A 12,350-nucleotide genomic window follows, 5' to 3' on the forward strand; every position below is an offset into this window, starting at 1 on the left:
CATGACTACCCACAGTGAATCGTCCCTGACCGGTTATGCCTGCATTCAGCGCTACGCAAAGACGCTGGACAGCTCACCCGGGGTGTACCGGATGCTGGATGCCGACAGTCGGGTTTTATACGTGGGTAAGGCGCGAAACCTGAAGGCGCGGGTGTCGAACTATACAAGGCTGGGTCATTCGGGCCGGATCGAGAAGATGATCGCTTCGACCGCTTCGATGATGTTTCTGACCACAAGAACTGAAACCGAGGCGCTGCTGCTGGAGCAGAACCTGATCAAGCAGCTTAAACCGAAATACAATGTGCTGCTGCGGGACGACAAAAGCTTTCCGAATATCCTGGTCGCCAAGGATCATGAGTTTCCGCAGATCAAGAAACACCGTGGGGCCAAGAAGGAGAAGGGCGCCTATTTCGGACCATTTGCCAGCGCGGGTGCTGTAAACCGCACATTGAACCAGCTGCAAAAGGCATTCCTGCTGCGCAACTGTTCGGATTCCATGTTCGACAGCCGCACGCGGCCCTGTCTGCTTTATCAGATCAAACGGTGCTCGGGGCCCTGTGTCGGTTTGATTTCGGAACAGGATTACAGTGAAAGCGTGAAGGATGCAGAACGTTTCCTGTCGGGGCGCTCGACCAAGGTTCAGGAGGAACTGGCCGAACAGATGATGGCTGCGTCCGAGGCCATGGAGTTCGAACGCGCCGCCGGTCTGCGCGACCGTATCCGGGCGCTGACGCAGGTACAGACCGCACAAGGCATCAACCCTCGTGGTGTGACCGAAGCAGATGTGATCGGCCTTTATATGGACAGCGGGCAAGCCTGTGTTCAGGTATTCTTCATCCGTGCCAACCAGAACTGGGGCAACAAGGATTTTTACCCGCGTGTAGGACCAGATGTATCTCCGGCCGAGGTGATGGAAGCTTTCCTTGGCCAGTTCTACGACAACAAGGAACCACCACGGCAGTTGATTTTGTCGGACGGGATCGAAAACGCCGATCTGATGCAGGAAGCTTTGACGGAAAAAGCCGGTCGTAAGATCGAGCTTCTCGTGCCGCAGCGCGGGGAAAAACAGGAACTGGTTGCAGGTGCATTGCGCAATGCGCGAGAGTCTCTGGCCCGGCGCATGTCGGAAAGCGCGACACAGGCCAAGTTGTTGCGCGGTGTGGCCGAAGCATTTGATCTGGACGGCCCGCCCGGTCGGATCGAGGTCTACGACAACTCTCACATTCAGGGTACCAACGCTGTTGGCGGCATGATCGTGGCAGGGCCCGACGGGTTCATGAAGAACGCCTATCGCAAGTTCAACATTCGTGGCGATGACCTGACCCCGGGTGACGATTTCGGCATGATGAAAGAGGTTCTGAACCGTCGCTTCACCCGCCTGCAAAAAGAAGACCCGGATCGGGATAAGGGGCTTTGGCCCGACCTGCTGCTGATCGATGGCGGTGCCGGGCAGGTCAGCGCTGTGCACGAGATCATGCAGGCTCACGGGGTCGAAGACATTCCGATGGTCGGTGTTGCCAAAGGGGTCGACCGTGACCACGGCAAGGAAGAGTTTCACCGGATCGGTCAGCGCCCCTTTGCGCTGAAACGCAACGATCCCGTCTTGTACTTTATTCAACGGCTAAGGGACGAGGCGCACCGTTTTGCCATTGGCACCCACCGTGCGAAACGCGCCAAGGCCGTTGGTGCCACGCCGCTGGATGAAATCCCAGGTGTCGGGGCAGCACGCAAGCGCGCCTTGCTGACTCACTTCGGCAGCGCCAAAGCGGTAAGCCGGGCCAATCTGGCGGACCTGAAAGCGGTCGAGGGGATCTCGGCCGGGTTGGCTCAGAAAGTCTATGATTTCTTCCACGACAAGGGTTAGACCTGTCGCCCCCGCCACAGGATATAGAGGCCCGAGGCTACAATAAGCGCGCTGCCGACCCACATGGTACGGTTCAGGCTTTCGCCGAACAGGGCGATACCCAACCCAATACCGAACAGCAGTCGGGTATAGCGGAACGGGGTTACGGCAGACACTTCTCCCGTGCGCATCGCGTTCATGAGCGAGGCATAGGCCATGACGCCCATCAGAACCGCGCCCGTCAGATGCAGGCTGGTGTGCAGGCCAACCGGTGTCATGGGCAGGCCTTCCCACACTTGATAGGCAACGCCCGCGAAGATAATGCTGAGGAAACCATAAAACCCTAGAACTTCGGTTCCAAGCGTGGCAGGGGCCGCGCGGCTGGCCAGATCGCGCCCTGCGAACCCTAACATACCCAGCACGGCCAGTATCGACAGCAGCGAAAAACTGTTTCCAGTGGGTTGCAGAATAATGACGACGCCGATCATACCGACAAAAATCGCGCTCCATCGCCGCCAACCAACCGTTTCACCAAAGAACAACGCCGCGCCTGCGACCACAACTAACGGCGTCGCTTGCAGGATCACCGTGGCCGAGGACAAGGGCGTCAATGCGATGGCGAGCACATAGAACAGCCGACCAAAGACTTCGAACAGCACCCGAACTTTCATCGGGCGGGAAAGAACGTCTGGGTGCATCAGGCGTTTTCCACGAGCTGACGCCAGCGCGGCAAAGATAACGGACCCGCCCGTCCCGAACAGCACCATTACCTGCCAGATCGGAAGCGCGGTCGAAGCTGCTTTCAGCAACGCATCCTCCAGCGCAAAGCCCGCCATTGCGGCCACCATCCACAGGCTGCCGACCATGTTCGACCGGGCGTCGGTTTGAATATGCGCTGTCATCCTGTACGTTCCGCTTTGCAGTTGACGGGCAATCTGACCGCAAAGACGTGAAACGCCAAGTGCACAAGGTCCAAAGCGTCGGACCTGCGGCGCTTTGACCAAGCTGTTGTGAGTGATGTAGTTTTTTACCAGTTTGTCTTTTCTGTCTTGAACCGGCGATATAGGGTCCAAGCCATGAAGTGGAATTTGCCCAATATCCTGACGGTTCTACGCCTGCTGGCTGCGCCCGGTCTGGCCGTTATGTTTTTGTACTTCACGCGGCCCTATGCGGACTGGTTCGCTTTGATCCTGTTCCTGTCGGCGGCGATCACCGATTGGTTTGATGGCTATCTGGCCCGTGCGTGGAAACAGGAAACCAAGATGGGTGCGATGCTGGACCCTATTGCCGACAAGGCAATGGTGGTGATCGCGCTGATGATTCTGGTTGGCTATTCGACCGAACACTGGACGCCATGGCTCGTGCTACCCGCCACCGTAATCTTGTTCCGCGAGGTATTTGTCTCGGGTCTGCGCGAATATCTGGGCGATGTTGCGGGGACGCTGAAGGTTACAAAGCTGGCTAAGTGGAAAACAACAGCGCAGATGATCGCCATTGCCGTGCTGTTTTCGCAGGGTATCTTTGAACACTATGCCGTGATGGCGAGTTTCGGCATGGACGCTGCGCTGGTAGAACAGGTCATCGCGGGCCAGGTTGAAGATGTGAACCACCTGCGCTGGAACATCCATGGCATGTTTTGGGCGGGCCAGATCGGGCTGTGGTTGCTGTGGATTGCGGCGACGCTGACATTGATCACCGGCTATGATTACCTACGTAAAGCCATGCCACATCTGAAGGAGATCTAAGGGATGGATGTGCTGTATTTTGCATGGGTTCGCGAGCGTATCGGCTTGCCAAAGGAAAAGGTCGAGACGCAGGCAGTCACAGTCAATGACCTGGTGGCCGAGTTGAGCGCGCGGGAAGATCGCTATGCCGCGGCATTTGCCGATTTGTCCGCCCTGCGCGTTGCACTGGATCAGGAGTTGTCGGATTTCGACGCCTCGCTGTCGGGCGTTCGGGAAGTGGCATTTTTTCCACCAATGACAGGCGGCTGACCCATGCGGATCGCTGTTCAGCAGGAAGCATTCGATCTGGGGGCCGAGGCCAATGCTTTTGCCGCCGGGGATGATGCCAACGGAGCCATTGTCACCTTCACTGGCGTTGTGCGCGACTTGGCAAGCGGTGATCTGGACGTGATGGAGATTGAATACTATCCGGGTATGACGGAACGGGCCCTGACCAAGATTGCCCGGGAAGCCAAGGAGCGGTGGTCATTGGGTGACGTCCTGGTGATTCACCGTCATGGCCGACTGGCCCCGGGGGACAGGATCATGATGGTGGCCACCGCTGCGCCGCATCGTAAAGATGCGTTTGAGGCAGCGGAATACTTGATGGATTATCTGAAGTCTCGCGCACCCTTCTGGAAGAAGGAAATCACCCACTCTGGTGCGGAATGGGTCGCAGCCAAAGACGAAGACGAAGACGCGCTGACCCGGTGGTAGTACTTAGCGACCGTTTATTCTTGCAAACTTCGGCGACGGCGCAAGGTCGTGCGCTTAATCCGAGTTGTTGATCCGTCCGCGCAGTTCTTCGGCCTCCTGACGCGCGGCCCGCAGGCCATCCATTGCGGCTGCCAGCTCGGCCTCTGTCTGGGTTAGCTGGTTCGTCAATTCGGCCTCACGTTGCTGCAAATAGGTGATGGCCTGATCGCGGGTTTCCTCGGCCTCGTGCAACTCCTGACTCATCCGGTCCAGATCAGCGACATCGCTTTGACTTACGCGGGACAGGCGGTGCGCCAGCCAGTTGGCAAACCAGCCCATGCAGAAGGCCGCGAACAGGATAATGGCAGTGACAATGACGAATTCTGTTCTGTTCAACTTACTGGTCCCCTGCATCCGCATCAGGTGCGGTCGTGTCGGTTTGGTCCTCTGCGGATGTCGCAGCCTCGGTCTCAAGCGCTTCAAGCCCTGTTTTGGTACTTGCAACAGGCTCAGGGCGGATCAGACGGAACTCGATCCGGCGGTTTTCTTCCCGGCCCTCTTCTGTGTCGTTGTCAGCGATGGGTTGCGTTTCCCCATATCCCACAGCGGTGTAGCTGCTGGTAGGAATGCGCCGCCCGCGCAATTCGTTCAGAATGGATTGTGCCCGCGCCTGGCTGAGTTGTTGGTTCATCTCTTCCCGGCCCTGACTGTCAGTGTGGCCCTGAATCTCCATACGGATCGGACCGCAGTCGCGCAGGATATCCGCAATCTGGTTCACCACATCGCGCGAGTCTGATGCAATCGTGGCCGATCCGGGCTCAAAGGCGATCTTACCGGTGGCCTGAATTTCGGCGATCTGGGCCTCGCAGACTTCCGGGTCGGGCAGGGCGTCCTCGGGTTCCGGTGGGGGCTGATAGGTGATGGTCAGGGTGTATTCCTGCCCCTCGCCCAGCTTGTCGGACAGTTGACCTGCGATACGGGCCTTGGCGTCTTCTTCGTGGCTGAGGCCGATCAGTTCGACCGTATCGGGTGTTACGGTCAATACGCCGTTGTGGAGCTGACCCAAAGCCTCCAGACCGGCCAGTACACGTACTGGCCAGTCCGCCGGAAGATCCGAAACGATGCGGGTGGCAGTATACACCTGATCGGACCCAAAGGCCGCGCGCGCGTAGCTGTCAACCATGTCGCGCAGAGTTTCATCACCCAGCCGCCCGCGCAATTGCACCAGCCCTTCAGGGCTGCGGGTGGCCGAGAACTCGACCGGGCCGTTTGGGTTTGTTGTCTCAGGCTCTGGCAAAACGGCGTGCAGTGCGAAGACCGCGGGCAGCTCGTTTTCAAGCTCGCCCACAACCAGGTCGAACACCGTAGGATCGGTGCCCTCGGCAGCAATCAGGGTAATGTCTGCGTCGGAAATGGTGACCGAACCCTGGCCGATCCTGAACAGCGCCTGAATGCTTTTCTCGGCTGCTTCTGGCCAGCGTGGCGATGGTTCGCCCAAGGCGACGGTGCAGGAATAAGACCCCGTCAACCCCGCGTTCTTCGCGGCGGCCACGATACGGTCACGTGCCTTCTCATCCTGGGCGGAACAGGCGTCAAAATGCCCACCTCCTTCGTCGATCAGGTAACGCAGAGTAAAAGGCGTGACGACCGGGCGAGGTGCTGAAATTGCCAGCCCAACCCGCAGGCTGGGCGGTGCCGTACGGGTCAGGTCGCGTTCCAGTTTTTGTTTTTCTTGCTGACTGTTGGCAATTGCCGTGATCCTGACCAAATCCGGGTTGGCGGAAATTTTGGCGCGGGGCAGGTGGGTTAGGGCCTCTAACGCGTAAGAAATTGCGGCATCCCATCCTTTGGGCTTTGGATAATCCGCTGTTTCCATCAGGTCCGACACGGCAACGGATCTGTCCAGATTGCCCAGCCGTTGGATCAGCTTGTCCCTGTTCTCACTGGCCGGGATCAGACCAATCACCGAGATTCCACTGTCATTGCGCAGGATTTCTACCGAAAAGCGCGGTGCTGCGAGGGCAGAAGTTGCGATAACCTCCATTTCATCGATTACGCGAGATGTATCAACTTCGGTTCCCGCGGCGGTCAGAGCGTTAAAGCGGGTCGCCTCATCTGGCGCTGTACCGGTCAGGACCACCCGCAAACCATCGGCCTCGACCTCGGCCCAATCATGTCCTTTTAGGTCCAGCGAGCGCCGTACAGCCAGTTCTGATGATTCTTCGATCTCGGTAACGGCATAGCTGGCTGCCAGAAGCGACAGGCCTGCTGATACGAGAAAGATCAGGGAAACAGCGATAAAATACGGCAGACGCATGTTTGGGTTTGGCACTCCTCAGGCGTTTGCGCCGATCTTTACAGGCCCCGTACAGCGGGTGCAATCAGAGCAGCAAGGCGACGCAGAGGAAGATCAGCGGAATAAAGCCGGTATCGCGGTTGGCCCGAAACAGCAGCAGTAGTTTGGCGTTGTCTTCGGTATCTAGCCCGCGCAATTGCCACATCATGTGCCAGCCCATGGCCCAGGGACCGCAAAGCGCGATCCCCAACGCCAGAATCGACGCGTCAGGCACCCCGGCATCAATAATGGCCAGCCCCATCAGCGATACTGTTGCGACCAGAAAATACTTCAGCCATTTCGCCGTGTCGGTGCCGAACAGGCGCGCGGTGGATTTGATGCCGACCAGTTCATCATCCTCGGTATCCTGATGTGCATAGATCGTGTCATAGAACAGGGTCCACGCGATGCCGGACAGGTACAGTGTGACAGCAGGCCAGCCGAGCGACCCGCTATGCGCCGTCCAGGCCAGCAATGCGCCCCAGTTGAAGGCCAGACCCAGAAAAACCTGAGGCCACCAGGTAAACCGCTTGGCAAACGGATAAACGGTCACCGGCAGCAAAGATAACACACCCATGGCAATGGCCGCCTGATTGAAGCTGAGCAGAATGCCAAGCGCCAGAAGACTTTGCAGGATCATCCAGGCCGCAGCTTGCCGGACACTGACTTGCCCCGACGGTATCGGGCGTGATCGTGTGCGTTCAACCTGTGCGTCGAATTCCCGGTCTGTAATGTCATTCCACGTGCAACCGGCACCTCGCATCAAAAAGGCTCCGAATGCGCAGCCTAGGGCAATCCACAGATCTTCCCAACGCGGTTGGCCGTCATGCAGGATGGCCAGCGCCAGCCCCCACCAACATGGAAGCAGCAACAGCCATGTGCCGATGGGCCGGTCCGCGCGGCTGAGGCGCAGATACGGACGGGCAAAGGCTGGGGCATGGGTGTCGACCCAATTGCCGGTGACGGCATCGGCGACTTGACCATCTGGTGTTGGGGCATTGCCTTGCATATGTAGGTCTCATGAGTGCGAAAATCAGACTGTATGTAGAGCAGCCCTTGGGTCAGGGGCAATCGGTTCCTTTGACACGCGATCAGGCGCACTATCTGTTTGGCGTCATGCGACTGCCGGTTGGCGGAGCAGTGGCGCTATTTAACGGCAAAGATGGAGAGTGGCTAGCCGAGGTGGCTGAGTCCGGAAAACGTGGCGGCGCTCTGACCTGTATCAGGCAGACCAAACCTTTGCAGCTGCCCCCCGATCTGTGGTTCCTGTTTGCGCCGATCAAAAAGGCGCGCACCGATTTCATTGTTGAAAAAGCCGCTGAAATGGGCGCGGCTCGCATCCTGCCAGTTCAGACCGAATTCACCAACGCAGACCGTATCCGGCAAGACCGGCTTCAGGCTCATGCAATCGAAGCCGCTGAACAATGCGGAGGAACCTACGTGCCCGAAGTGGCAGACCTTCAGCGGCTGGACCGTGTGCTGAAGACCTGGCCTGAAGGTCGGCAGTTGATGTTCTGCAACGAAGCCGAGGTCGGCTCGGCCTTGCGGCTGGCAGCGAATGAAAAAGGGCGCCCCTGGGCTATTCTCATCGGCCCGGAAGGCGGGTTTTCCAACGCTGAGCGCGCACGGCTATCGGCTTTGCCCTATGCGCATGTGGTCAGTCTTGGCCCGCGTATTCTGCGGGCGGATACAGCGGCGGTGGCCGCGTTGACCATGTGGCAGCAGGCATTGGGAGATTGGTCGTGATTCGCGAGGCGGTTCAATCGGATGCCCCGGCGCTTGAGAGGTTTCTGGCCCGCTACCCTGACAGTTCAATGTTCTTGCGTGGCAATTTGGCGGCTCATGGGGTGGGGTTGAATGCGAATGAGTATTCCAGCCGCTACTTCATCTGGGGTGAGGATCAGGTTCAGGGTGTCTTCGGGCTCAGCAAGAAGGGCTATCTGATGGTTCAATTGCCCAACGCTGAAACCGAAGCTGCCGAGTGGTTCGCTCGGATGATCGAAGGCGAAACCGTTTTGGGTATGACGGGGGATGCACCTCAGGTCGAGTTGACGTTGGGCGCTCTGGGATTGGGGAAGGCGAAGTACCGGTTGAATCACGATGAACCGCTTTATCGACGTGACCTGCGCGGTCTGACTGAGGTACCTGTTCCTTATCGCGCTTTGCGCGCCGAGGATCGAGCAAGGCTGCACACTTGGTTTGCGGATTACATCGAGGATACCGGACAAGCCGCAGGCGAAGAGGCGCGTGAGCTTGCCGCAGAGCGCGTCGAGGCGGAAATGACCGCAGGCAGGGCGATTGTCCTGATGGAAGGCGACGCGCCGGTTGCCATGGCGTCTGTAAATGCCAGGGTTCACGACCAAGTTCAGGTCGGTGGTGTTTTTGTTCCACGTAAAAACAGAAACCGTGGCCTGGGTCGACGGGTCACGACCGCATTGATGCAGAAAGCAAAATCCGAGGGCGCGGCGGCCGCGATCCTGTTTGCGAACAACGCACCTGCCGCCCGTGCCTATGAGGCGATCGGGTTCCAACAGGTGGGCTGGTACAAGGTCGCTTTGCTTCAGGAACCGCAAAGGGTGCTCTCATGAGTTTCATCCGACCCGAAGCAAAACTGGCGCTTTGGCGTTGGCGCGAGGTTCTGGTCGCGGCTTTTGTCCTGATCCTTGGTCTGAGCTGGATCAGCGGGCCGGGTGGGCTGTTGGCCTGGGTAGGCTGGTTTCTGATTGTCGTGTCAGCGGCTTTGGCTGTGATCGGCATTCAGCGCGCGCGTTTCAGAACAGGGGCGGGTGGGCAAGGTGTCGTGACGATTGATGAAGGCCAGATCACTTATCTGGGTCCCTTGGATGGCGGCATCGTCGCGTCCCGCGAAATTGAGCGTCTGGCCCTTGACCCGACCTCCGACCCCGCACATTGGGTTCTGGATCAGCCGGGCCAGCCAGCGCTTCACATTCCTGTGAATGCAGAAGGAGCCGAGGCGTTGTTCGACGTATTCTCAAACCTGCCGGGCCTCAAAACCGAGCAAATGCTGTCGGAACTCAACGGCAAATCGCAGCATCCGGTCGTTATCTGGGAACGTACACCGTCGCGCCCGGCGCATTTGCCGTTGCATTGACACTGGCGCCATTTACGACCACCACTTGACCTTCAAAACAGACACAGCAGGATCGGAGCACGGTTCATGTCCATCCCTCAGTCCGGCGGCGGTCCGATCGAACGCCATGAACAACTGGCCGAATATCTGGAATCGGGTTGCAAACCCAAGCAAGATTGGCGCATCGGCACCGAGCATGAGAAATTCGGCTATTGCAAGGACACGCTGAAACCTCTGCCTTTTGAAGGAAAGCGATCCATTGTCGCCGTGTTGGAGGGGTTGCGGGATCGCCACGGCTGGGGAGAGGTCCGTGAATCCGGTCATCTGATCGGTCTGGAAAAGGACGGCGCAAATGTCAGCCTTGAACCGGGTGGCGCGCTGGAGCTGTCGGGCGCCCCTCTGGAGACGATCCATGAAACCTGCGATGAGGTGAACACTCACCTGCGCGAGGTGAAGGATATCGCCGATGAGATCGGCGTGGGATTCATCGGTCTGGGCGCGGCGCCGATCTGGACGCATGACCAGATGCCGCTGATGCCCAAGGGGCGGTATCGGCTGATGAACGATTATATGGAAAAAGTCGGCACCATGGGCCGCGCCATGATGCGGCGGACGTGTACCGTTCAGGTCAATATCGACTTCGGGTCCGAGGCCGACATGGTACAGAAACTGCGCGTGGCGCTGGCGTTGCAGCCGGTGGCGACGGCGCTGTTTGCCAATTCTCCGTTCTTCGAAGGCAAGGTGAACGGCCAGAAAAGCTGGCGCAGCCATATCTGGCGACATCTGGACGATGCGCGCACGGGCATGTTGCCCTTCGTGTTCGAGGATGGCTTTGGATTCGAACGCTATGTCCAATACGCGCTCGATGTTCCGATGTATTTTGTCTACCGCGACGGGCAGTACATCAACGCGCTGGGCATGTCGTTCCGCGATTTCCTCAAGGGTGAATTGCCTGCATTGCCGGGAGAAACGCCGACCCTGTCGGATTGGGCCGATCACCTGACGACGGCCTTCCCCGAGGCGCGGATCAAGAAGTTCATGGAGATGCGCGGCGCGGATGGTGGCCCTTGGCGACGACTTTGCGCCTTGCCGGCCTTCTGGGTCGGGCTGACCTATGACCAAACCGCGCTGGATGCGGCGTGGGATCTAGTCAAGGGCTGGGATGCCGAAACGCGCGAGGGGCTGCGTGTTGCGGCGGCTAAAGACGGGCTTCAGGCGCAGGTTGGCAACGTCAACATGCATGATCTGGCGCGTGAAGTCGTGGCGATCTCCGAGGCGGGCCTGAAAGCCCGCGCGCGCCCCGGTGCTGGTGGGCTGGTCCCGGATGAGACGCATTTCCTGAATGCGTTGAAGGAAAGCATCGACACCGGCAAGGTTCCGGCAGATGAGTTGCTGGAACACTACAATGGCGACTGGAATGGAGACCTGACCCGGATTTATCCCGAATACAGCTATTGATGCGTACCGTCCCGCTTGCATTCGCGGGGCGGGGCCGATAGCAGGTTCTCGACCAAATTCAGAGGGCCGTCATGGACGATCTTAAGGCAAAGTATCTGGGCCAAATCGCCGAGGCAGGCGACGAAAACGCGCTTGAGGCGATCCGCGTCGCGGCTGTTGGCAAAAAAGGCGAGGTCGCGTTGAAGATGCGCGAGCTGGGCAAGATGACGCCCGAGGAACGTCAGGTCGCAGGCCCGGCGCTGAATGCCCTGAAGGATGAGATTAACTCGGCGCTGTCCGCCAAAAAAGCCGCGCTGGCCGATGTTGCACTGGATGAGCGCCTGCGGACCGAATGGCTGGACGTCACCCTGCCGACCCGCCCGCGCCGTCAGGGGTCAATCCACCCGATCAGCCAGGCGACCGAGGAACTGACCGCGATCTTTGCTGAACTGGGCTTCTCGGTGGCCGAAGGGCCGCGTGTTGAAGACGACTGGTACAATTTCGACGCGCTGAACATCCCCGGTCACCACCCCGCACGGGCCGAGATGGACACGTTCTATATGTACCGCGCCGAGGGTGATAACCGCCCGCCGCACGTGCTGCGCACCCATACCTCGCCGGTACAGATCCGGTCGATGGAAAAACAGGGCGCGCCGATCCGCGTGATCTGTCCGGGCGGCGTCTACCGCGCCGATTACGACCAGACCCACACGCCGATGTTCCATCAGGTCGAGGGGCTGGCCATCGACAAAGACATCTCGATGGCGAACCTGAAATGGGTTCTGGAAGAATTCGTGAAAGCGTTCTTCGAGGTCGATGATGTCGAACTGCGCTTCCGCGCCTCGCACTTCCCCTTCACCGAGCCGTCGGCCGAGGTCGATATCCGCTGTTCGTGGGATAACGGCCAGCTGAAGATCGGCGAGGGCGACGACTGGATGGAGATTCTGGGTTCCGGCATGGTTCACCCCAAGGTGATCGCCGCTGGAGGGATCGACCCCGAGGTCTATCAGGGTTTTGCGTTCGGGATTGGCATCGACCGTCTGGCGATGCTGAAATACGGCATTCCGGATTTGCGGGCGTTCTTTGATAGCGACCTGCGCTGGCTGCGCCACTACGGGTTTGCAGCGCTGGATATGCCAAACCTGCATGGTGGTTTGTCGCGGTAGAGAGCACATCGGACGACTGGCTGACCGCATATAAGGATTGGTGGAAGCAAAAGGCTTC

At 58.9% G+C, this 12,350-nt stretch carries 13 protein-coding genes; 9 read left to right on the forward strand and 4 right to left on the reverse strand.

The genetic code is table 11. The features are described 5' to 3' along the window. The first annotated feature begins 1 nt into the window (after nt 1). The gene (gene uvrC / locus ACR0BF_RS08250) at nt 2-1,864 is read left to right on the forward strand and encodes an excinuclease ABC subunit UvrC (protein ID WP_480624660.1); all 1,863 of its coding nucleotides are present in this window, start codon (nt 2-4) and stop codon (nt 1,862-1,864) included. On the opposite strand, the gene ACR0BF_RS08255 is transcribed toward uvrC, so the two are convergent. Next, on the reverse strand, nt 1,861-2,745 hold the full coding sequence (locus ACR0BF_RS08255) for a DMT family transporter (RefSeq protein WP_480554261.1): 885 nt from the start codon (nt 2,743-2,745) through the stop codon (nt 1,861-1,863). The two genes, uvrC and ACR0BF_RS08255, sit on opposite strands and share 4 nt — an antisense overlap. A 174-nt stretch (nt 2,746-2,919) precedes the next feature. On the opposite strand from ACR0BF_RS08255, the gene pgsA reads away from it, so the two are divergent. From pgsA to ACR0BF_RS08270, 3 genes are read left to right on the forward strand one after another with little or no spacing between them, the layout of a single operon-like run. Further along, the gene (gene pgsA, locus ACR0BF_RS08260) at nt 2,920-3,588 is read left to right on the forward strand and encodes a CDP-diacylglycerol--glycerol-3-phosphate 3-phosphatidyltransferase (RefSeq protein ID WP_480518324.1); all 669 of its coding nucleotides are present in this window, start codon (nt 2,920-2,922) and stop codon (nt 3,586-3,588) included. 3 nt (nt 3,589-3,591) lie between these two features. Then, nucleotides 3,592-3,837, forward strand: a complete 246-nt coding sequence (moaD, locus tag ACR0BF_RS08265; RefSeq protein ID WP_480474923.1) for a molybdopterin converting factor subunit 1 — start codon at nt 3,592-3,594, stop codon at nt 3,835-3,837. Between the two features lie 3 nt (nt 3,838-3,840). Continuing rightward, the gene (locus tag ACR0BF_RS08270) at nt 3,841-4,284 is read left to right on the forward strand and encodes a molybdenum cofactor biosynthesis protein MoaE (protein WP_480474924.1); all 444 of its coding nucleotides are present in this window, start codon (nt 3,841-3,843) and stop codon (nt 4,282-4,284) included. A 54-nt stretch (nt 4,285-4,338) separates the two neighbouring features. Here ACR0BF_RS08270 and ACR0BF_RS08275 read toward each other — a convergent pair whose 3' ends face one another. The 3 genes from ACR0BF_RS08275 to ubiA all read right to left on the reverse strand — a co-directional run bounded on the left by ACR0BF_RS08275 (nt 4,339) and on the right by ubiA (nt 7,607). Next, the gene (locus ACR0BF_RS08275) at nt 4,339-4,659 is read right to left on the reverse strand and encodes a hypothetical protein (RefSeq protein ID WP_480624661.1); all 321 of its coding nucleotides are present in this window, start codon (nt 4,657-4,659) and stop codon (nt 4,339-4,341) included. A gap of 1 nt (nt 4,660) precedes the next feature. Next, the gene (locus ACR0BF_RS08280) at nt 4,661-6,580 is read right to left on the reverse strand and encodes an OmpA family protein (RefSeq protein WP_480624662.1); all 1,920 of its coding nucleotides are present in this window, start codon (nt 6,578-6,580) and stop codon (nt 4,661-4,663) included. Between the two features lie 64 nt (nt 6,581-6,644). Next, nucleotides 6,645-7,607 carry a 4-hydroxybenzoate octaprenyltransferase gene (gene ubiA / locus ACR0BF_RS08285; protein WP_209598711.1) on the reverse strand — a complete coding sequence of 321 codons (963 nt, stop codon included), beginning with the start codon at nt 7,605-7,607 and terminating at the stop codon, nt 6,645-6,647. A gap of 11 nt (nt 7,608-7,618) precedes the next feature. On the opposite strand from ubiA, the gene ACR0BF_RS08290 reads away from it, so the two are divergent. The 5 genes from ACR0BF_RS08290 (at nt 7,619) to pheS (ending at nt 12,292) form a co-directional block, all read left to right on the forward strand. After that, on the forward strand, nt 7,619-8,344 hold the full coding sequence (locus ACR0BF_RS08290; protein WP_209506655.1) for a 16S rRNA (uracil(1498)-N(3))-methyltransferase: 726 nt from the start codon (nt 7,619-7,621) through the stop codon (nt 8,342-8,344). Next, nucleotides 8,341-9,186, forward strand: coding sequence for a GNAT family N-acetyltransferase (locus tag ACR0BF_RS08295; RefSeq protein WP_480494385.1), 846 nt, complete (start codon nt 8,341-8,343; stop codon nt 9,184-9,186). Before ACR0BF_RS08290 ends, ACR0BF_RS08295 begins: the two co-directional genes overlap by 4 nt. Then, nucleotides 9,183-9,710, forward strand: coding sequence for a hypothetical protein (locus ACR0BF_RS08300; RefSeq protein WP_480474930.1), 528 nt, complete (start codon nt 9,183-9,185; stop codon nt 9,708-9,710). The genes ACR0BF_RS08295 and ACR0BF_RS08300 overlap by 4 nt, the downstream gene beginning before the upstream one ends. A gap of 66 nt (nt 9,711-9,776) precedes the next feature. Next, nucleotides 9,777-11,147 carry a glutamate--cysteine ligase gene (locus tag ACR0BF_RS08305; RefSeq protein WP_267365439.1) on the forward strand — a complete coding sequence of 457 codons (1,371 nt, stop codon included), beginning with the start codon at nt 9,777-9,779 and terminating at the stop codon, nt 11,145-11,147. Nucleotides 11,148-11,218: 71 nt separating this feature from the next. Further along, the gene (pheS, locus tag ACR0BF_RS08310) at nt 11,219-12,292 is read left to right on the forward strand and encodes a phenylalanine--tRNA ligase subunit alpha (RefSeq protein ID WP_480518332.1); all 1,074 of its coding nucleotides are present in this window, start codon (nt 11,219-11,221) and stop codon (nt 12,290-12,292) included. Nucleotides 12,293-12,350 lie beyond the last annotated feature (58 nt).

It is taken from the genome of Ruegeria sp. AG7, from assembly GCF_056541545.1.

Excerpts from the sequence above, each read along its gene's own strand:
- uvrC (WP_480624660.1), top strand. The coding sequence starts at position 2 with ATGACTACCCACAGTGAATCGTCCCTGACCGGTTATGCCTGCATTCAG.
- ACR0BF_RS08255 (WP_480554261.1), bottom strand. The coding sequence starts at position 2,745 with ATGACAGCGCATATTCAAACCGACGCCCGGTCGAACATGGTCGGCAGC.
- pgsA (WP_480518324.1), top strand. The coding sequence starts at position 2,920 with ATGAAGTGGAATTTGCCCAATATCCTGACGGTTCTACGCCTGCTGGCT.
- moaD (WP_480474923.1), top strand. The coding sequence starts at position 3,592 with ATGGATGTGCTGTATTTTGCATGGGTTCGCGAGCGTATCGGCTTGCCA.
- ACR0BF_RS08270 (WP_480474924.1), top strand. The coding sequence starts at position 3,841 with ATGCGGATCGCTGTTCAGCAGGAAGCATTCGATCTGGGGGCCGAGGCC.
- ACR0BF_RS08280 (WP_480624662.1), bottom strand. The coding sequence starts at position 6,580 with ATGCGTCTGCCGTATTTTATCGCTGTTTCCCTGATCTTTCTCGTATCA.
- ubiA (WP_209598711.1), bottom strand. The coding sequence starts at position 7,607 with ATGCAAGGCAATGCCCCAACACCAGATGGTCAAGTCGCCGATGCCGTC.
- ACR0BF_RS08290 (WP_209506655.1), top strand. The coding sequence starts at position 7,619 with ATGAGTGCGAAAATCAGACTGTATGTAGAGCAGCCCTTGGGTCAGGGG.
- ACR0BF_RS08300 (WP_480474930.1), top strand. The coding sequence starts at position 9,183 with ATGAGTTTCATCCGACCCGAAGCAAAACTGGCGCTTTGGCGTTGGCGC.
- ACR0BF_RS08305 (WP_267365439.1), top strand. The coding sequence starts at position 9,777 with ATGTCCATCCCTCAGTCCGGCGGCGGTCCGATCGAACGCCATGAACAA.
- pheS (WP_480518332.1), top strand. The coding sequence starts at position 11,219 with ATGGACGATCTTAAGGCAAAGTATCTGGGCCAAATCGCCGAGGCAGGC.